This window comes from Aquimarina ulvae, from assembly GCF_053613295.3.
Map to the genome: position 1 here is coordinate 30,060 of NZ_JBSIBP030000013.1, position 20,152 is coordinate 50,211.

Sequence of the window (20,152 nt, forward strand, 5' to 3'; positions counted from 1 at the left end):
GAACATTGGGGTTTTTAACGGTGTAATTGTGCTACGTTAATTGGTAGTTTTACCATAAAATTTATAAAAATATTAATTATGAAAACCACACAATTATCTAGATTAACAGTATTGACATGTACTATTTTGCTTTTTAGTTCAATTATTCTTACAGCTCAAAATCAAGCATGGTCCTTTAATTATAAAATAGCAGATACTGCTGAAGAATTATCGAAGATTATGGATAATCCGGAAGCCAATATTGTAAGGAGCGCAGCTGATTTTAAAAAGTATGTAAAATCAAATGCAAAATTAAGAAAAGTATTTGCCAAAAAAGGACTTTTAAAAGCAGTTACCAGTACTATGAAATTTAACAAGCGAGGACTTAAAACTTTTTCTTATGAAAAACTGAAAGAAATTTACCCGGATAAAATAAAGGATATTCTCTCAGAAATTACACCTGGATTTGGTTTCGGAATGGAAACTCTTGGAGTAGATTATGAAGGATACTCCTGCACAGCGGTAGGAAACTGCACAAAAAGTCAAAATAATATCTGCATTGGTGACAACTGTTAGCCAAAAAAATAAGAGCCAGTTAAAAAACTGGCTCTTATTTTTTTACTAACTGATTATTAAAAAACTATTGAATTACCAATTTACGTACAGCGAGTTTTTCTCCTTCGCTTTCTATCCTAATTATGTAAATCCCTGATCCTAAGGAAAGCGTACTGGCCGAAATAGTATTAGCTCCTGGATTCAGTTTGATTCTGGATGCTTTTTTTCCTAAAATCGTATAAATCGTAGCTGATATACTCGTGTTATCTGTTCCTAATACATTTAATAGAAAACTATCTTTTGTAGGGTTAGGAGTAATCGTTATAAGGGATAAACCCAGTTCATCTTCATCTCCTAAAATTGCCGTTTCTGTTCCAAAGGCGATTACGGAAGTTACTGATCTGGTACAAGATTCTTCATAAATCTTTACATTAGAAATAATAGAAGTATTTCCACTTCCGGCATCATTGTCATTTACAAATACGAGTCGATCCATTACTCCTGTATAAAAATCTCCCACCGGAATGATGTAAGAAGCTGTTCCACCAGTATAATTATCATAATTTGTTACTCCGTAATTTTGAGTCCCGTGAACCTTAAAATATCTACTGGAAGTTAGTGTATTATCATTCTCAAAACCAATTCCGTGAATCTCTCCTTGCGACGAACTACTAAAATCAAATTCTAAAACGGTAGAAGCCGTCACCTCATAATTAAGAGCAATATACTTCCAAGTATTATTTTGTAAAGAAATACCAGATCCACCACTTACCACAGAGAAATCACCTACTGCATCCTGATTAGAAAAACCAGAAATAGTATAATCATTAAAGTCTAGTGCTACACATACATCCGGATCGGGATCTGTTCCTGATTCTCCTATACTAAAATCATCTATGGCAACATCTCCTTGCCAACTTGATCCGGTAACCGTATTGAATCTAAGCTGTATACCAGCACCATTATACGATGCTAGATCTATTGTCGCCGTATTCCAATCCGTTCCCTGAGCACCAGATTTACTAAAAACACTTGTCCAACTGGCACCTTTATCCGTACTTATATCAAGGGATAAATTACCGATAGCAGTTCCTTCCATATGATATTTGAAGCTAATACCAGGGTTAATCAATCCATTTAAATCGAAACAAGGAGAATTTAATATCGCTCTCTTATTAGGAAATCCAGTTCCATTTCCAGAAGCTTCTACATAAATGTAAGAAGAACCGTCTGCTGCACTTGCCGGACCAGTTCCAGTAGAAGGTGTGCCATTCTCATCTACGGACCAGTTGATATCATCACTGGTGGATTGAGTCCAAGAACCAAAGGATCCTTCAAAACTTTCTGAATTCGGAAAACTTGTAATACTGATCGTACATTCATCTCCTCCTCCACCAGGATTTACTCCGTTGGATATTTCAATCAAATACTCCAAAGCCAGTTTACAAAATTTGGCGGCGTGTGTTGCGTTTGGTGTAGGAGACCTATCAAATGTATCTCTCGTGGTATGAATATTAGGATTGCTTTGGTTAAAAGTAGCTTCAAAAGGAAACGTAACATCATATCCTTCTTGTGCCCAACTATAATGATCAGAACATCCATAATTACATCTTGACGTACCATACGTGATCCGATGAGTTCCAGAAGCATTATAGTAATCCATTAATTCAATTAAAAAATCGTTTAAAGTTTCATCATTATAAGAATCAGTAGAAACATAGACATCATTTGTAGAGCCCTTATAGTTGGTCATATCCAGCTGCATGTAACTCACCACATTTACATTTCTGTTACGATAATCTTCAGCAATTTCCCGAGAACCTCTAAGTCCCACCTCTTCTGCGGCAAAAGCCATAAATTCCATTGTTCTTTTAGGTTTAAAGTTCATATCAAATAAGACTCTAGCTGCTTCTGTGATCGTTGCAATACCTGAGGCATTATCATCCGCTCCCGGAGCATCGTTATTAGTACCTCCTGAAGTAGAATCTATATGTCCTCCAATAATTACAAATTCATCAGGATTATCTGTTCCCGTGATGGTCATTACCAAAGAAGGCATGTTGGTACTGGTATGATTTACAATTCGTACGGAAACATCACTTCTACCAGCTGCAAGATTCTCCCATTTTGTTTGTAAGTCTAAAACTGCCTGTGTTGCGCTACTCTTTGTATGGTATCGAGTGCCATAGTCTTCTAATTCCTGAATTTGGTTTGCAATATTCAGATTATTTACTAAATCGAGACTTTGTCGTACCAGTTGATCCTGTGTAATTGAAAAACCGCCTGCAAGTTTCTGAGATAATCTTCTTTGTTGTATAGAAGATAGGGCTTTTTTCTTCGAATGCTGATAAATAAAACCGGGACCGTGAACCAATACTTTATCGTGGAGTTCGTGGGCCGCTTCGTCACTAAGCATAACCGCACTATAGCCGTTTTTTGATTCTATAATTTGTATATCTTCAGGATGATCTTTCTGGAGTCCCAAAGCATCTTTTGTTTCCATCGTGGCATAAAACATATCCGATGGTTGTTGTGCATAGCCAATATTTATACATAAACATAGGAATACTGCTGAAATAATTAAGTTAAATTTTTTCATTTTTAATGAGTTTGTGTTAGACTATTAACTTACACAAAATCAAACAATTAACAAGATGGCTTCCCCTCAAAAAAACAACTGTACTAACACCTGTTAGTTTACGGTTTTAGCATAAAAATATAATTAAACTTTCAAAAATTACTGAAAGTTTAAAATTTATTATATATTTGTTCTATGAATTACACAGAAGCAAAAGATAAGTTTATTTCTACTTGGGGAGCCTTAGGAACTTTATGGGGTATTAATAAAGCAATGGCACAGATTCACGCACTTTTGTGGATATCGCCAGACCCTCTTTCTATGGAAGATATTATGGAAGAACTGCATATTTCTAGAGGGAATACTAGTATGAACTTGCGGCAACTAATGGATTGGGGTATTGTTTTTAAAGAGAGTAAACCCGGTGAACGAAAAGAGTATTTTGTTTCTGAAAAAGATGTACAAGAACTGGCCAGGCAAGTAGCCAAAGAACGAAGCAGACGTGAAATTAAACCGGTAATAAAAGTGCTAAGAGAAGTGTCTGGAATCGAAGGCGATGGGACAAAAAAGACCAAAGAATTGATCAAACAAACAAAAGCACTATACGAGTTAGCAGATAGTGCAGATACTTTAATGAACAAAGTGGTAAGTCAAGAATCTAACTGGATTACCAAAACACTAATGAAACTCATTAAATAGCACGGTAAACATAACAAGAGAAATTAAGGAAGAGATTCCTTTTCTTTTTAAAGTTGTGTTTCAAAAATTATTGAAACTTTAAAAATATTAGAATTATGAAAACAATACATAAGATTAACAAATGGAGTTTTATTATTACACTATTGCTTTATTTGACCGTATATCTCGGATTGTTAGCTCAGATACCGCTCGGATTTATTCAGTTCGTTCTAGCACTATTTATTTTAACTCGTTGGAAAAAATTGAATCCATTATCAAAACGATTGATTTCTATATACTGGTTGCTATTTATATCCTATTGGTTAGCATTCTATTTTTTAAATAAAAGTTTCGAATTTGTTTATGGATTAATTTTTTACGCAGTTATCCCAATGAGTATTGCATCTTATTTTGTGTATACAACTTTCAAAATTAATAAATATAACGAAGGAATTGACAGTAAGCCCTCTTATAATAACTAAAACAGAATCAAATGAAACTATTTACACCTAATTGGCTTATTATTATTGGCGGAATTGGCCAGATTTTTACGGCACTCATATATCCATATATCAGGCACAAAGTATTTGATTGGTATACCGATATTGAGCAGTTAAAACCCTTAAACCAGGAAATAGCTAAAACATATGGAAGATACATTCAAGGGTTAAACTTTTCCTTTGGCCTTATTGCAATTCTGCTTACCACTGAACTTAAAGAACAATCAGCGTTGGCCATAGCCATAACCGGTCTAATTACAGTCTACTGGGTTGGTAAAGTAGCCACTCAGGTCGCTTACTATCCAATGTATGAAATTCCACAAAAACCTATTTTCAAAGTTGGTGGTTATTTTATGAACTGTCTATTTATACTATTTGCAGTTGTATACTCCTTGTTACTTATCTATAACTGCATCGGATTCTTCAGCATTAATTAAAAACATTTAGTTATGAATACTACCCTTTCACTATTACATAAAATAAAATTTCAAAAATCAAATAACGAAAAACTTATCGAGCTTTATGACGAAGCTACTAAAGATTATGAGTTTTGGAGCAAAGATTTTAATATGCACTTTGGGTATTATATTCCTTTTAAAACGACCTTTCTCAAAAGAGATACCATGCTTAATGAAATGAACAATCAGGTTTTTAACAAATTATGTTTCAACAAAAAGAATGGAATTATTGCAGATCTCGGTTGTGGAATTGGTGGAACTATGAGATATGGTTTACGAAAATATCCAAAACTTAAAATTCTTGGAGTAACACTTTCTTCTTTTCAGGCATCCGAAGGGAATAAGCGACTCAAAAACATAAATGGATTGATTTTGGAAGAAAACTATGGTAATACTTCTTTTGCGGATAATAGTTTTGATAGTGCTTATGCTATTGAGAGTTTTTGCCATTCTGGACATAGTGAAGAGGTACTTAGTGAAGCTCATAGAATCATAAAACACGGAGGGAAATTAGTAATTGCAGATGCTTTTCTAAAAAAAGAAGCGATCCAACTATGTCCGGGGAGTCTTTATTGCTATAACCAATTATGCAGAGGTTGGAGTTTGGAAGGATTGGGAAATATCCATAACGTAAAAAAATCTTTACAGAAGATTGGTTTTAAAAATGTAATCATAGAAGATATTTCGCTTAAAGTAGCTCCGTCAGTATTGCACGTGCCTTTTGCAATCTTCGGTTTTATTTTGAAAACCATCTTTCATAGGAAAACCCTAAAACCACAAAGTTGGAAAAACCTAAAGGGCTCTCTTTTTGCTTTACTGTCAGGATTGCATATGAGAAGTTTTGGCTATTATCTGATAACAGCAGAAAAATGAAACAATGAATAACAGATCAATTACATGTCAATGGATTTATATTATCGTGGCTACCGCAATATCAACTATCGTGTTATTTTATTATGCAAAATCACTTCCAGAGGTAATCCCGTATAACAATCTCACAAAGGAAATGGTGATGTGTTTTGGTCAAATCATCTGGCAAGGAGCCATTATACTACTTTTTATTAATAGAAATATCCATCGCTATTTATGCCATAGGATTACGGTATCATTATTAGGTGCTTTAGCTTTAATCCCGATGATATTGTACTATCAAAAAGAACTGGTAGCTATCGAAATCAGAATCCTCCTGTTTTTACTGGTCGTCTCTCTTATGATTATTGAGCATGTCAGAAGGATAAAGAAACTTAAACTACCTCCATACCTAACTGTAACCTGGATAACTTATAGATTCTTGTGGTTACCGATATTATTATTTTAATTTTAAAAAACATGAAAAAATTAGTTATCGCAGCAGGAACCGGTTTCTTAGGAAACGTATTAGTTGAACATTTTAAAAGTAAAACTGATAGTATTGTCATCCTAACACGCGGAGAGAATAAAGTTATTGACAACATCAAATATATGCATTGGGACGCTACAAACATTGGAGCCTGGCAACAGGAATTAGATGGGGCAGATGTTCTTATCAATATGACAGGAAAATCAGTAGATTGCAGATATCACCAAAAAAATAAAGATCTCATTCTTTCATCGAGAGTAGCATCCACAAATGTTTTAGGAAATGCCATACAAGCAAGTAAACACCCACCAAAAGTTTGGTTGAATTCATCTACAGCAACCATCTATCGACATTCTTTAGATAAAGAAATGGATGAAGATAATGGTGAGATAGGAATAGGTTTTTCTGTAAATGTGGCAACTAATTGGGAGAATGCCTTTTTCTCGCATCAAACTCTGAAAACTAGAAAAGTAGCACTGCGAACAGCTATTGTTTTAGGAAAAAAAGGCGGCGCATTACAACCTATTCTTACGTTAACAAAATTGGGTTTTGGTGGAAAACAAGGAAAAGGAAATCAAAAATTTAGTTGGATCCACGAAACGGACTTTGCGAGAAGTATTGAGTTTATTATCAAAAACAAAGAGGTTGAAGGACCCGTAAATATAGTTGCTCCGAAACCAACAGACAATAACAACCTTATGAAAAGTTTACGAAATGTGAAGAAAATTCCTTTTGGCATACCACTATCAAAACCGCTACTTGAAATAGGCGCGCGTATTATTAAAACTGAAACTGAGTTGATTTTAAAAAGCAGAAATGTAATTCCAAAAAAGCTTCAGAATGCAGGTTTTCAGTTTACCCATAACAATCTATCTAGTGCTTTAAAGGATTTAACGTAAGAACTCATGACTACAATTCAATTAACTACACTTATTGATGCCCCAATTGAAAAAGTCTTTGATGCGGCCAGAAATATCGATCTTCATATGGATTCTGCTTTGCATACCAAAGAAAAAGCCATTAAAGGAACAACTTCAGGATTAATAGGACTTTATGAAACTGTTACTTGGAGAGGAAAACATTTTGGCGTGTATCTCACACACAAAAGTAAAATAACTTCTTTACGATACCCGACTTATTTTATAGATGAAATGGTTCAGGGATACTTTAAGAGTTTTAAACATCAACATATTTTTAAAGAAACTTTTGCTGGAACTGAAATGATTGATGTATTAGAGTACTCTACTCCTCTTGAATTTTTAGGAAAAATCTTCGATCGAGTAGTCTTAAAGAAACACCTAACAAAATTTCTCACTACAAGAAATCGGTTTATAAAAATAAAAACGGAAAAATTCAATTGAATTATGATCGGTAACGTACTGTTTTTTAATGACTTTGTTTTAAAATGATATTAACAAACATAAACTGTATCCATATCCAAAAAACATTCAGTTTCCGGTATTTTGTATAACTTCTTTAACAAGCTCTACTTCAATTCCTTGGTTTAAACGTATTTCAATTTCAACTTTTTATCCTATTTTTGGGAAAAAGAGTGAATAAGCTATGTCAACGAACACAATAGACCCCAATTCCTGGATAGACAAATACAGTGATTATTTATTTAATTACACGATTGTACGAGTTGATGATAGGGAAGTAGCACAGGATTTGGTGCAAGAGACTTTTTTTGCAGGTCTTAAATCCATGAAGAATTTTAAAGGAGAAGCTAGTGAACGTACCTGGCTCATTTCTATTCTTAAAAGAAAAATCATCGATCATTACAGAAAAATAAATAGTAATAAAGGCAAAGCAGAAGTACGTATCAATTACACCAATGATGGAGAAACAGAAGGAGATTGGCTAGAAGAGCGAGTTGCAGATCCCTTTGATCAAAATGCAGAAGGTGAAATTGAGAATAGAGAACTAGGGATTGCCATTCATAATTGTATCGGTAAGTTACCAGAAAAACAAGCACGTATTTTCTCTATGAAAACAATACAAGGATTCGATACAGAGGCAATTTGTAATGAATTTGATATAACTGCGTCTAACCTATGGGTAATTATTCATCGCGCACGTACAGCGATGGCAGAATGCCTAGAAAAAAACTGGTTTTAAAACATATGAGCACAGGAAACAAAATATTTGTAAGTTGTGAAAATGCTAATCACATTTGCGACAAAAACCAATATAAAGAAGCCTCTTTTTGGGAAAAAGTAAGACTTAATATACATTTAATTTATTGTAAGGCTTGTAGGAAATATTCGGCAAATAATTCGAAACTAACTAAATTATTTAAAGATCCTAAAGTTATAAACATTGATCAATCGACCAAAAATGTAATGAAGGAGCAATTAAAGAAAAAAATGGCTGAGCAAGATTAAAAAAGTAAAAGCCCAAAATATAGCATTATAAATCTGTAATGAAAGCAAGTAATAATTTATTAGTTTCCTGTGAGGAGGCAAAACTAATCTGTGATAAAAATCAATATGGTGAAGCTTCCGTTTTGGAAATTATCAAATTGAATATCCGTTTGTTGTACTGCAAAGTGACCAGAGCATATTCTAAAAAAAATACTCAGCTTACCAAAAGTGTGAGAAAATCGAACATCCAAGTAATCGAAACTTACAAAAAAAAAGAAATGAGACTGCAATTGCAAAGAGAGCTAGCCAAGTAGGTTTTGCATCACATACCATACCACCAACCACATAATTGGAATACTTTCTACCCAAAAAGAACAAAAGTATTCCGATTGTTTTTTATCGGTACCCCATAAGAACAATAAAGTAACAATTGTGATAGCAACGGTACTAATGATTTCTGTAGCGTAAAGTTCATCCTTAAAAACGGTGATTAGTAAAAATATCATTAATACAATACTTCCGAAAACTTTAGTCCGGTTGATCCCTATTTTCTGAGGAATCGTCTCCAATTCTTTTTGGTCATACTGTAGATCCCTTATCTCAAAAGGCAACATGATTACCACGATAAATAGAAAACGCTGAATAATTTCTATAATCATATCAATACGAAAAGATCCTTCGGCGTATACAATCGGTATGAAAGCTGTAATTCCGGCCCAAGTAACCCCAATGATAAAAATCTTAATCCCTGCAACACTTCGTAAATTCTTTTTATTCGGAAAAATAGGCGTAGCGTACAATATCGTTAATACCACGAACGGGAACATAAACATCCAGGTGTCCATAGATACCTGATATCCATAATAGATAAATACAATGGCACTAATAACCGTTATGATTTTGATACCAGTCATGGATTTAGTGAGTCTGCGGTGATATAATTTCGAAATATTTGCATATTTCACAAAGTTGTAAGCTACTATAGCGCCAACAAAACTGAAGTATATGTAGGTAGTACCTCCTAAAATTTCAAATTTTAGAAATGTAAGTTTCACTAGTGCAACTATTGCCAATGCAACGTGAATACTACTATTTATATAAAAACTAAATATGTTTTTTAGGGTTTTCACACTTAAAAATTAGGGGAATCTGTTAATAACAGCCTAAGTTGGTTAAAAACTTGATAGTGTTAGGTTAATTTATTGTGAAAATTTTAGGGATTAAATATGTACTTTTGCGCTTTCAATCTCAACCGTTTTTTTGCTATGAAAACAGACTCATTTAAACTACGTCATATAGGCCCTTCAGAAAAAGATCTGCATGATATGTTGAATACGATCAAGGCGGATTCCATGGATCAACTCATCTTCGAAACTGTTCCTGATGACATTTTATTAAAAGACTCATTAAAACTTGATGCGGCTATGAATGAGCAAGAGTATTCTGCTCATATACAACAGTTAGCTACTAAGAACAAAGTGTTTAAAACCTATATTGGTTTAGGTTATCATGAAGCTTGTTTACCAGCTGTGATACAACGTAATATTCTAGAAAACCCAGGATGGTATACGGCTTATACTCCCTACCAGGCAGAAATTGCTCAGGGAAGACTGGAAGCATTATTGAATTACCAAACCATGGTTTGCGATCTTACTGGAATGGAATTGGCAAATGCCTCATTACTTGATGAAAGTACCGCAGCCGCAGAAGCAATGACTATGTTGTTTGCTGTAAGATCCCGAGCACAGAAAAAAGAAGGTATTCACAAATTCTTTGTTTCTGAAGAAATCCTACCACAAACGCTTTCTTTATTAAAAACCAGAGCAGTTCCCTTAGGAATTGAATTGGTCGTAGGTGATCATACAAAATTTGATTTTTCTACAAATTTTTATGGAGCCATTCTACAATATCCAGGTGTATCCGGACAAGTTTATGACTATGCAGAATTCGTTGAAAAAGCACATCAGTCGGAGATAAAAGTCGCGGTAGCTGCTGATATTTTGAGTCTTGTAGCGTTAAAATCACCCGGTAGTTTTGATGCAGATGTGGTAGTGGGCACCACACAACGATTTGGAATTCCGCTAGGATATGGAGGACCGCATGCTGCCTATTTTGCCACAAGAGAAGCATATAAAAGAAATATTCCGGGGAGGATTATTGGCGTCACTCAGGATATGAATGGTAATCCTGCCTTACGTATGGCACTACAAACCAGAGAGCAACATATAAAGCGTGATAAAGCAACTTCTAATATCTGTACTGCACAGGTATTACTTGCAGTAATGGCAGGAATGTATGCTGTTTATCACGGAAAAGATGGTTTGCAATATATTGCCAACAAAGTAAATACATTTGCTAACCTTCTTGCAAATACTTTAGAAAAATTAGGGTATATGCAATTAAATACAGTGTTTTTTGATACAATTAGGGTCAAAGCAAATGCAACCGCCATCAAAAATATTGCCGAAGCAGAACAAGTTAACTTTTATTATCCAGATGCTGAAACCATATTGATTTCCTTAAATGAAGCTACTACATTAGAAGACTTACACGAGATCATTTCGATTTTTGCAAAAGCCAATGGAAAGGAAAGTCTCAAATTAAATGTTAACGACACCTCTGTTTATATTCCTGAGGTTATAAAACGAAATACAGATTTCTTAACCAACGAAATTTTCAATACTTATCATTCTGAAACAGAATTAATGCGCTACATTAAAAAACTAGAGCGCAAAGACCTTTCTTTAAATCACTCTATGATTCCGTTAGGTTCCTGTACAATGAAATTGAATGCTGCATCAGAAATGCTACCTTTAAGTAATCCTCAATGGGGTAACATCCATCCTATGGTGCCTGTGAAACAAGCTCAGGGATATCAGGAAGTACTGAAAAAATTAGAAGATCAATTAACAGAGATCACTGGTTTTGCCGGAACCTCTTTACAACCTAATTCTGGAGCCCAAGGAGAATTTGCCGGATTGATGGTTATTCGTGCATATCACGAATCCAGAGGAGATCACCATAGAAATATTTGTTTAATTCCATCCTCTGCTCACGGAACCAATCCAGCATCTGCTGTAATGGCCGGAATGAAAGTGGTGGTAACCAAAGCTACAGAAGAAGGAAATATTGATGTAGAAGATCTCAGAGAAAAAGCAGAAAAGTACAGAGACCAACTCTCTGCATTGATGGTTACATATCCATCTACTCACGGAGTATATGAATCTGCCATTAAGGAAATCACTCAGATTATCCACGATCATGGAGGTCAGGTATATATGGATGGTGCTAATATGAACGCACAGGTCGGAATCACAAATCCTGGAGCTATAGGAGCAGATGTATGCCACCTGAATTTACATAAAACCTTTGCGATTCCGCATGGCGGCGGTGGACCTGGTGTTGGGCCCATTTGTGTAGCTGAGCAATTAGTCCCATTTTTGCCTGGTAATCCTGTGATCACAACTGGAGGAGAGCAAGCAATAACTGCTATTTCAGCTGCTCCTTGGGGATCGGCATTAGCTTGTTTAATATCTTATGGGTATATCACTATGTTAGGATCAGAAGGACTTAGAGATGCTACAGCATATGCTATCCTCAATGCCAATTATATCAAAGAGCGATTAGATGGTCATTATAGTACACTATATTCTGGAGAACGTGGTCGTGCAGCACACGAAATGATAGTGGATTGTCGGCCTTTTAAAGCACACGGAATCGAAGTAACTGATATCGCAAAAAGATTGATGGATTATGGATTCCACGCACCGACTGTATCATTTCCTGTTGCAGGAACTATTATGATAGAGCCTACAGAAAGTGAGAGTAAAGCAGAATTGGATCGTTTTTGTGACGCCCTGATCAGTATCCGTCAGGAAATTGCAGAAGCTAGTGAAGACACTCCTAATAACATAATGAAAAACGCACCTCATACCCTAACTATGCTAACAGCTGATACTTGGGATTTTCCTTATACTAGAGAACAAGCTGCCTATCCATTACCTTATATAGCAGACAATAAATTCTGGCCAACAGTAAGACGTGTAGATGATGCCTATGGAGATAGAAATTTGATTTGTACCTGTGCTCCCATAGAAGAATATATGGAAGAAGTATAAGTCTACAAGTAACATTAAAAAAACAAGGTTAGTAATAATAAGTTACCGACCTTGTTTTGTTTTGAGGATTAACTCGACTAGGCTCTATTAATCGTGCTAGTAACATTTCTGAATTGGTATTGATCACTACATAGCATTTTACTATATAACTGCTCATTTACCACTACCGGAATTTCTAAATTAGGAAATTTAATTTGGTATCTATTACCATTCTTCCCTACTAGTTGGACTTTGACAGGTTGTTTCTTCATAATCTAAAATTTTAACATAATAAACCATAAAAATTTACTATCAAATTTCCAAATTCTATTCCATAAGTGAAGTGTACAAACTAGAACAGTTAATTTCTAGACATTGATTCGTAAATTGTGACATTTTTTCACTAATACAACGTCATTCTGACATTGAATTAGCGTGACTTAGACACCACCTACACAGAAAAGGGGGCTATTTATTTTAGAAATTATATCTCTTGTAAAAACTCTTTTACAGTCTTCCAATAGCTTTCGTGATCAGAAAAAGTTTCCCAAAGCACTCTTGATCCGTAATTACCTTTGGTTTCGGGAAGAAAGAATTGTTTTTTTGCCAGACGGAATAGCATCATAGATCCCTAACCAACTCTTCTTTTCATTTTTTGCAGACGTAAAAAAACAGGGATCCTTATGTTAGAAGCACTAGTTGTAATATAGTCTTTTTGCTTAAAATACTCTTCAGGAGAAAAAGAGAATACACCTTGTACAACATCAGAACGGTCAACGGCATATTTTAATACTAATGAAGAAGAATATGAACTTCCCCAGATAATAACTTTCTCGGGATTGTATGTTTTCTTTACAAATGCAATGGCTGCTTTTACATCTTGGTATACATCAACGTAATTTGTTTGTTTGACGCTTTTTTCAGCCGCTTTAGCTGTGTGATTTAGTCTTTCATTGATCAATAAACCAGAAAGTTGATCTACTGCAAGACAATTATATCCTAATTCTGTAAGTTTTGGAGCAATTTTTATATTCTCTCCCCGATTCCATTTAGCTTGATGAAATAAAACAATAAACTCTTTACTGTTTTTGTTTTTAGCTTCATATGGTCAGCAATAATCATCAGTCCATCTTTTGATGAAAAATCAATGGTTTTTTGACTATATATGGAGAAGCTCAGGAATGTTATTGCAATGGATAATAAACTTTTCATAAGAAACAATGACTGATTAATGATTCTTAAAATACTACATTTTACTGAAGGACATCTAATTACTTGGTTGTTATTCTAAGAAGCCATAGAGCACTATATAGCTACTATATTGCTATCTCCATTTTTACGAAGGTAGCTTTTAATTATTTTAGTAGTATGATATGTATGTTTCTGTAGGTTTAAAAAATTATCGAAGTCTTCTACCTTAGTAATTTGTTCATCTTTATGTATGTACCCAAAACCTCGATATATACCCTCCTGAATGATTACAAAACTTTGTTCATTAAAAATTCTACCTTTCTCTTTTATGAAATAGCTTTTTTGATCTTTTCGCAAAGAAGATAATGCTTTTTGTACCCGCATATTATATAAAGCCACGGATTCTTCTCTAACACATATCCCTTTGCAGTTTTTAATTTTATAATGAGAACAACGCTCTGTAGTACTCTGTAAACTACAATATCTTGGACATAACTGATATGTCTCGCAAAGCTGTTCCAATTTTTCTATTGCCTCTGCTCTCGTATAGAATATTTCTACCGAATGATCTACGATGTGTGATCTGTCTATTGCTAACTGGATCACTCCTTTTCTGTTTGTATAAAATATTATAGCATAAGGAGCTACTGGTTTTTTTTGTGCTCTATTAAATTTGGGATAATGTTTCTGGATTTTTTCCGATTCTAATAAAAGCGCAACCAATTCATTACCGGTTACTTCATAGTCAATAGTATGTGTCTCCTGACCAAGAGCATATTCTTTATTCTTTTTATCATAAAAATGACTGATCACGCGCTGTTTGATATTCTTTGCCTTACCAGCATATATAACCTTCCCTTTTTGATCTTTAAACAGATAAATACCTGTTTCCTCCGGTAGCTCTTCTATATTCTCAGCTTTGAGGTTTGGTGGAAGTGTTGCCTCTTTAGAACGAACATGTAGGAACTTATTAATAACCGCAAAATCAGCATCCAAACTAAGGATTCGCTGAAACAATATTACTGTTGCATCCGTATCCCCTTCTGCTCTATGCCGGTCTTCTAACGGTATATTAAGAGAAGAACATAACTTTCCTAAACTGTAGGAAAACATACCAGGAATCAATTTTCGTGAAAGCCGAACTGTACACAGTTTTTTTCTAACAAAAGAATATCCTAGAATCTTAAACTCTCCTTTAATTACATTGTAATCAAAGTTTACATTATGTGCCACAAAGATAGCTCCTGTGGTTATTTCTATAATTCTTTCTGCGATTTCATGAAATCTGGGTGCACTGCGCACCATAGTATTGTCGATACCCGTAAGACCAGTAATAAAAGGTGGAATATCACATTCAGGATTGACAAGTGAGGTGAACTTATCTACAATCTTATCGCCTTGTAGTAATACAATGCAGATTTCTGTAATACGATTTCCGTGGATACCCTTACCTGTAGTTTCAACATCGATTACAGCGTATAATTTTTCTGACATTACATTTCCTTTGGAAGTACAAATCTAAAAAGAATTATTTGATAATTGGAATTTTTCCTTTCGTAATGGAATTTTTCCTATTCATAAAACATTACTATGCTAATCTTTTAATAAATATACCGCTAAACGAGTTGCATTTTCCTGATAAGCATTATCATAAGAAACCAGTAGTTCATTCTTTTTATAATATGCTGTCAATGTCTGTTTGGACACGAAACTAATGGCTGTTTTATCATAACATTGAATTAATGCTTCTAATTTAAAAGAAACTGCTGCTGCGGCAAACTTCCCTTTGGTTTGTCTAGTGATGATACCGATATGGTCTGGTTGTATTGTATCAAAAAAGGCGTGAATCTCCTTCTGGAAATTCTGAATATCTTCATTTTTTTGATCAGCTTCAATTTCGATATATTTGGTTTTACCAGTGAGGTTTGTATAATTACCTTTTTCATCTTTAGACAATACTACACCGATCGCTCTTTTTTTATCTATTTCGATTCCGATTACTTTCATAAATTAGAATTTATCTAAAAATACAGATTATTCTGATTCATTTATCACTTTAATAAGCTATAAAGTTACACTAATCTGCCTTTAGGCAGAAACTTTGTAGCGTTTGAGGTTAACAGAGAAGGTTTCTAATAAAAAAGTAAGAACCAGCAAGTAAAATTGTTCTTGCTGGTTTTTACTTTTACCTATGATAAACTCTATAGGTAAGAAAGGTATCTGATTAAGGACGATATTGTATAGTATATAAAACAACTCCTATAGCTGTTGTTTCTCACCCAATATAACGCCAACCGTTAGGTAGCACTAAATTACCAATTCGTGTTGTGGTAGTGTCACCTATTTCTGGAACACCTAAATACCTAATTAATTTTTGATCAGATGATGTTGAGTATAATATACATTCATTCGGCACTGTAGATGTTGGATGAATCCCTGTTAGACTTCTATGCACTGTATTACCAATATAACAGACAATATTAGGATTACCACCAGTAGTAGAAGAAGAATAACGGATCCAATTTAACGGTACAGGGCGTGATGGATCGTAAGCAATTATTTGTCTATATTCCGAATTGGTATATACTCTATATTTAAATTCTCTCCAAGTAACCTACTGATTCGTATTTGCATTCCACGGATATGCACGGGCAAACTTTTCTTTATTCCATAAAGGAAGAGCGATAGAAAGACCATCTTTCTCCATGTAAATAAAATTAGCACCTCTATTCTAAGTGATAAAAGTCTTTCTTTCATAATTTCTTAGATTCTTCTCAACTACCTTTTCGTCGATAACTATCGCTCCATCAACAGTGTAATTGCCTGTTCGCTCAAAAGAGGTTATTCCGTCATTGAGACGCTCCCAATACTCTATACGAGGTTGGTTTTCAGATGATTTTTGATTAAAAACTACATTGGTTAAATCATCATTCGGACTGATTTTGGTACGATAATGTTGCTATCCGGTATAGATACTAATAAATCTTCATCCGATTCATTCTCACAAGAAGTAATAACGAGTGAGGTGATACATAGTAAAATAAATTTTAAAAAAAGGTTTTCATAAGAGTATTTTTAAAGATTCGTATTCTTGATAAATGGGCTCCGCGGAAAACTTTATCAATATTCTTTCCAAAATTACTATTACACCAACCTAACTAAATCCCAGATTACGGTGAAATTACCATTGTAAGAAAAATCCCTGAATTTCGTGAAGAAAAATCATTGCTCAGGTAGCTTTAATACATAAAATAAATACATCTAGAATTCCGCCGATTTCCACGATTAAACCTAACATAAAATATAAAAAATATCATTTACGAAAAAAAGGACTTAGCACATTGGTTTTTTAATCCATTTCCATCTTTTAAGCACTCATAAAACACTTCTCCTACTAAAGCCATAAACATACATACTATTAATAAGTAGCAAAGAACCAAAAACTCCACAAAGGTTATACACTCGTACAGAAACACAATACAAACCTTTTATAAGGGCTTATAGAGATACTATATTGCATTTATAGATACAACGGATGTAAAGAAAAAAGAGCTTCAACAAACAAAAAGGTAGCAAATTGAATTTACTACCTTTTCCATTCTTTTAATTAATTGTTATTAAGCGTAATACGTTTATTAACATTTACAACGACTAATACATTTTTTATGATTTAATCTTTACCTTTTTTAATATAAAATATTCAAGGCGTCTTTATCAGAATCGGTAAATTCACCATCTTCTCCTGTACCAAAGCAACCCAGCATAATTGAATCTGCATAAGGAGACCAAGGTGTTCCAGGAATCCAGATCGCAGCCGGACTTACCGATGGTTCTGCAGGAAGTGGCCCAGTATATCCACAACTCCAGCGATTGTACCAGTCTTGATGTCTAAATCCAACACTGTGTCCTATTTCGTGACCTACAACATGTTCTACTACATTAAGACTATAGGTACTACTGTCCAATCCCGAGTTGATACGCACGTACCGATTAGGTCTGCCTGCTGCGGTGGGGAATCCGGCTGATCCTCCTGCACCTCCTATCACTCTGTACACCACCATATCTGCTTGTGATTGATTATTACCATAGGTGAGTGTAAAATTAAGGGTGTTTGGTAACACATTGTAGTTTGCCACTGCCCAGGACAATGCGGTCTGCATCTTAGGAGTCAGGTCAAAACTTGAACCCGTACCTGTCCAACCCAATATCCTAATGTTTCTATATTGTGGTGCTACGATATAATCAGATTGGTATTGCTTATTATCACCATCCAGTGATACCAAGTTCGGATATTCTTTTAGGTTATCAACAGGAATAGTAATATCCTCAGATACTAGATGCCGTTTTTTAGATCCATCTGGCAGGAGGATATCCTCTATAGTTACTTTTTCTGTGTTGACACCCATCTGGAATAGTTTATCCAGCTGTGCTTTGGTAGGCTGTTGACCCACTTCTTCTAAAGCAGTATCAGAGAGATCTTCTTTTTGGCAGGATAGGAAACATCCCAGCAAGATTGCGCAAAGCGCCAATAATTTTAGATTTTTCATTTGGTTCTGGTTTTAATAGTAAAACATTCAGTTAGCAATATCCTAACTCGATTATAACATCCAGCTTTCTATGTGAAATAACATCTACTGTTATTTACGACCTTTTATGATAGGCGATCTTTTAGGACGTAATGCATGTTAGGGATATTATGCCTTTTACAGGCAGTTTATATTGTGAGGATCATCAGGTTAACACCGCGGCTTGCTTGACTAATGTAAGATAGATTCAAATATACCACAAAAATCAATTTTTAAATATTGACTTGAGGTTTAATAGACATCATTTATTACTCAAATACTTGAAAATCATATGTTTAAAAAAATTTAACAGGGAATAAAAGACCAATAAATAGTTAAAAACCCTTTTACATAAGAGGGAAAAAACCCTATTTTTTAAGTTAAATAACTCAAAAAAACCGTGCAATTCTTCAATCAAATTAGTAATAAGTTTGTAGTAAGGTTTATTACCAAAAACAGGAAAGAACGCACATCATAATCCGACGAATTAAACGTGAAGTGCAAATCGAATTTTCTTTTAGTTTGTAACCTTATATCATTTTATCAATTATTTACAGTAGTACTTAAATAGTACTCTGACGTAAAGCATACCATAAATTAATGCTGAATATACCTTAGAAAATGCTTTTGAGCCAATTTAAAAATGAAACGTATTAATAAAATTACTTATTAAATCATTTATTTGTGTTTAAAATAAATAATGATCTTTTTTACATGTTTTCTTTTAGGCTTTGTTATTGCAGTTTCTGGCAGTATTGTACCTAGCTTTTTAAACCTAACCGTTGTTAAATTTAGTTTAAAAAGTGGAAGAACAGCAGCTTTTTATCTAATTGGTGGTTTCGCTACAGTCCTTTTCTTTCAAGCAAATATTGGTGCCTACCTATCAAACATTTTAATGAAAAACTCAGAGTATATAACCATCATTCAAAAAGCTGGAACAGGCATTCTTATTCTGTTGTCGATTAATTTTTTTAGGTTACATTTTACTTTAAAAAACTCTCAAAAGAAAGAAGAAATTGATAAATCGAAAGCTTATTTACACGGAGTAGGAATGTCTCTTCTAAATACTTTTGCCATCCCATTCTACTTTACAACCATTTCTTTTTCAATAGGGTTAGAGTATTTTGAATACTCGCTTCTAAATAGCCTGTATTTTTCAATAGGTTCTACTTTAGGTTCCTTTTCATTATATGCGTTGTATGCGATAGTTGCCAGTAAAATAGAACATAAGCTTACATTTATAGCTACTAAAATGGATTTTATTTTGGGATGTTTAACGGGTGTAGTTGGTCTTGGAAATCTAATTTATTTGGTTTGAATTAAGCTTAATTTTTTCGCCTACCTAACTCTGTTTAAATTTTATCTTTTTTGATTACTACTTCTGTACTAAATAGGATAGATATAACCTACATCCTGCTATGGTCCAGGCAAAAGTTTCTGCCAACTTCATTTTTCCCGCTGTATAGGCATCTTCGCCTTCTTCTGAACAGATATTTACGATATCATTTATGGCATTTACCGTAATCGTATAAAGCTTATCCTGAGTTTTCGCTTCTTTCAGAAACTGATTTGCTATTTTCAGGTTTTTTTTTATCGTGTCAATTTCACTACCAACACCAACTTTCATCACCTGCATCATAGAGATAAATTGTATTAAATCTAATAAAAAATCATCGGGTATACATAAATATCCGGGTCTTGACGGATTGGGAATCGTATTAATACCACAATTCTTTTCAAATTGCTTAACCATCACAGAAAATGTAGCTGACATATGAGGATTTGATCTGATTAACTTCTTGGTGTGTTTGATAAGTGCAAATTAAAGTGACTTATTATTAAAAAAAAT

The 20,152-nt window shown here is 34.2% G+C and carries 21 protein-coding genes; 13 read left to right on the top strand and 8 right to left on the bottom strand.

Going from position 1 to position 20,152, the window contains the following annotated elements; genetic code table 11:
• Positions 1 to 78: 78 nt before the first annotated feature.
• Entirely contained in the window at positions 79 to 555 is a 477-nt protein-coding gene (locus tag ACWGOQ_RS20640; protein ID WP_452059631.1) for a hypothetical protein, read from the top strand.
• Positions 556 to 619: 64 nt separating this feature from the next.
• On the opposite strand, the gene ACWGOQ_RS20645 is transcribed toward ACWGOQ_RS20640, so the two are convergent.
• A complete protein-coding gene (locus ACWGOQ_RS20645) occupies positions 620 to 3,133 on the bottom strand; it encodes a M20/M25/M40 family metallo-hydrolase (RefSeq protein ID WP_452059632.1) in 2,514 nt (837 codons plus the stop codon).
• Positions 3,134 to 3,307: 174 nt separating this feature from the next.
• On the opposite strand from ACWGOQ_RS20645, the gene ACWGOQ_RS20650 reads away from it, so the two are divergent.
• The 10 genes from ACWGOQ_RS20650 (at position 3,308) to ACWGOQ_RS20695 (ending at position 8,764) form a co-directional block, all read left to right on the top strand.
• Positions 3,308 to 3,811, top strand: a complete 504-nt coding sequence (locus tag ACWGOQ_RS20650) for a GbsR/MarR family transcriptional regulator (protein ID WP_452059633.1) — start codon at positions 3,308 to 3,310, stop codon at positions 3,809 to 3,811.
• A 95-nt stretch (positions 3,812 to 3,906) separates the two neighbouring features.
• On the top strand, positions 3,907 to 4,272 hold the full coding sequence (locus ACWGOQ_RS20655) for a hypothetical protein (RefSeq protein ID WP_452059634.1): 366 nt from the start codon (positions 3,907 to 3,909) through the stop codon (positions 4,270 to 4,272).
• 11 nt (positions 4,273 to 4,283) lie between these two features.
• Entirely contained in the window at positions 4,284 to 4,727 is a 444-nt protein-coding gene (locus tag ACWGOQ_RS20660; RefSeq protein WP_452059635.1) for a hypothetical protein, read from the top strand.
• A gap of 12 nt (positions 4,728 to 4,739) precedes the next feature.
• A complete protein-coding gene (locus ACWGOQ_RS20665; RefSeq protein WP_452059636.1) occupies positions 4,740 to 5,621 on the top strand; it encodes a methyltransferase domain-containing protein in 882 nt (293 codons plus the stop codon).
• 4 nt (positions 5,622 to 5,625) lie between these two features.
• Entirely contained in the window at positions 5,626 to 6,066 is a 441-nt protein-coding gene (locus ACWGOQ_RS20670; protein ID WP_452059637.1) for a hypothetical protein, read from the top strand.
• Between the two features lie 11 nt (positions 6,067 to 6,077).
• Entirely contained in the window at positions 6,078 to 6,986 is a 909-nt protein-coding gene (locus ACWGOQ_RS20675; RefSeq protein WP_452059638.1) for a TIGR01777 family oxidoreductase, read from the top strand.
• 6 nt (positions 6,987 to 6,992) lie between these two features.
• The gene (locus ACWGOQ_RS20680) at positions 6,993 to 7,448 is read left to right on the top strand and encodes an SRPBCC family protein (protein ID WP_452059639.1); all 456 of its coding nucleotides are present in this window, start codon (positions 6,993 to 6,995) and stop codon (positions 7,446 to 7,448) included.
• Between the two features lie 202 nt (positions 7,449 to 7,650).
• Positions 7,651 to 8,205 (top strand): sigma-70 family RNA polymerase sigma factor, encoded by a 555-nt coding sequence (locus ACWGOQ_RS20685; protein ID WP_452059640.1) that lies wholly within the window; start codon positions 7,651 to 7,653, stop codon positions 8,203 to 8,205.
• Positions 8,206 to 8,210: 5 nt separating this feature from the next.
• Positions 8,211 to 8,471, top strand: a complete 261-nt coding sequence (locus ACWGOQ_RS20690; protein ID WP_452059641.1) for a hypothetical protein — start codon at positions 8,211 to 8,213, stop codon at positions 8,469 to 8,471.
• A 38-nt stretch (positions 8,472 to 8,509) separates the two neighbouring features.
• A complete protein-coding gene (locus ACWGOQ_RS20695) occupies positions 8,510 to 8,764 on the top strand; it encodes a hypothetical protein (protein WP_452059642.1) in 255 nt (84 codons plus the stop codon).
• Here the strand turns inward: ACWGOQ_RS20695 and ACWGOQ_RS20700 are convergent.
• Positions 8,753 to 9,580 (bottom strand): UbiA prenyltransferase family protein, encoded by an 828-nt coding sequence (locus tag ACWGOQ_RS20700; protein WP_452059643.1) that lies wholly within the window; start codon positions 9,578 to 9,580, stop codon positions 8,753 to 8,755. The two genes, ACWGOQ_RS20695 and ACWGOQ_RS20700, sit on opposite strands and share 12 nt — an antisense overlap.
• A gap of 135 nt (positions 9,581 to 9,715) precedes the next feature.
• On the opposite strand from ACWGOQ_RS20700, the gene gcvP reads away from it, so the two are divergent.
• Complete coding sequence (gcvP, locus tag ACWGOQ_RS20705; RefSeq protein WP_452059644.1) at positions 9,716 to 12,568, top strand: aminomethyl-transferring glycine dehydrogenase; 2,853 nt, start codon at positions 9,716 to 9,718, stop codon at positions 12,566 to 12,568.
• A gap of 77 nt (positions 12,569 to 12,645) precedes the next feature.
• On the opposite strand, the gene ACWGOQ_RS20710 is transcribed toward gcvP, so the two are convergent.
• The 5 genes from ACWGOQ_RS20710 to ACWGOQ_RS20730 all read right to left on the bottom strand — a co-directional run bounded on the left by ACWGOQ_RS20710 (position 12,646) and on the right by ACWGOQ_RS20730 (position 18,285).
• Positions 12,646 to 12,819, bottom strand: a complete 174-nt coding sequence (locus ACWGOQ_RS20710) for a hypothetical protein (RefSeq protein ID WP_452059645.1) — start codon at positions 12,817 to 12,819, stop codon at positions 12,646 to 12,648.
• Positions 12,820 to 13,178: 359 nt separating this feature from the next.
• Positions 13,179 to 13,619 carry an alpha/beta fold hydrolase gene (locus tag ACWGOQ_RS20715; RefSeq protein ID WP_452059716.1) on the bottom strand — a complete coding sequence of 147 codons (441 nt, stop codon included), beginning with the start codon at positions 13,617 to 13,619 and terminating at the stop codon, positions 13,179 to 13,181.
• Between the two features lie 233 nt (positions 13,620 to 13,852).
• Positions 13,853 to 15,232: an exonuclease domain-containing protein gene (locus ACWGOQ_RS20720; RefSeq protein ID WP_452059646.1), complete on the bottom strand. Its 1,380-nt coding sequence runs from the start codon at positions 15,230 to 15,232 to the stop codon at positions 13,853 to 13,855.
• A gap of 99 nt (positions 15,233 to 15,331) precedes the next feature.
• On the bottom strand, positions 15,332 to 15,745 hold the full coding sequence (locus ACWGOQ_RS20725) for a DUF3010 family protein (RefSeq protein WP_452059647.1): 414 nt from the start codon (positions 15,743 to 15,745) through the stop codon (positions 15,332 to 15,334).
• A 1,679-nt stretch (positions 15,746 to 17,424) separates the two neighbouring features.
• Positions 17,425 to 18,285 carry a M57 family metalloprotease gene (locus tag ACWGOQ_RS20730; RefSeq protein ID WP_452059648.1) on the bottom strand — a complete coding sequence of 287 codons (861 nt, stop codon included), beginning with the start codon at positions 18,283 to 18,285 and terminating at the stop codon, positions 17,425 to 17,427.
• Positions 18,286 to 19,003: 718 nt separating this feature from the next.
• Between ACWGOQ_RS20730 and ACWGOQ_RS20735 the strand changes: the two genes are divergently transcribed.
• Positions 19,004 to 19,621, top strand: coding sequence for a LysE family translocator (locus tag ACWGOQ_RS20735; protein WP_452059649.1), 618 nt, complete (start codon positions 19,004 to 19,006; stop codon positions 19,619 to 19,621).
• Positions 19,622 to 19,678: 57 nt separating this feature from the next.
• Here the strand turns inward: ACWGOQ_RS20735 and ACWGOQ_RS20740 are convergent, their stop codons facing one another.
• Complete coding sequence (locus ACWGOQ_RS20740; protein WP_452059650.1) at positions 19,679 to 20,077, bottom strand: hypothetical protein; 399 nt, start codon at positions 20,075 to 20,077, stop codon at positions 19,679 to 19,681.
• Between the last annotated feature and the right edge of the window lie 75 nt (positions 20,078 to 20,152).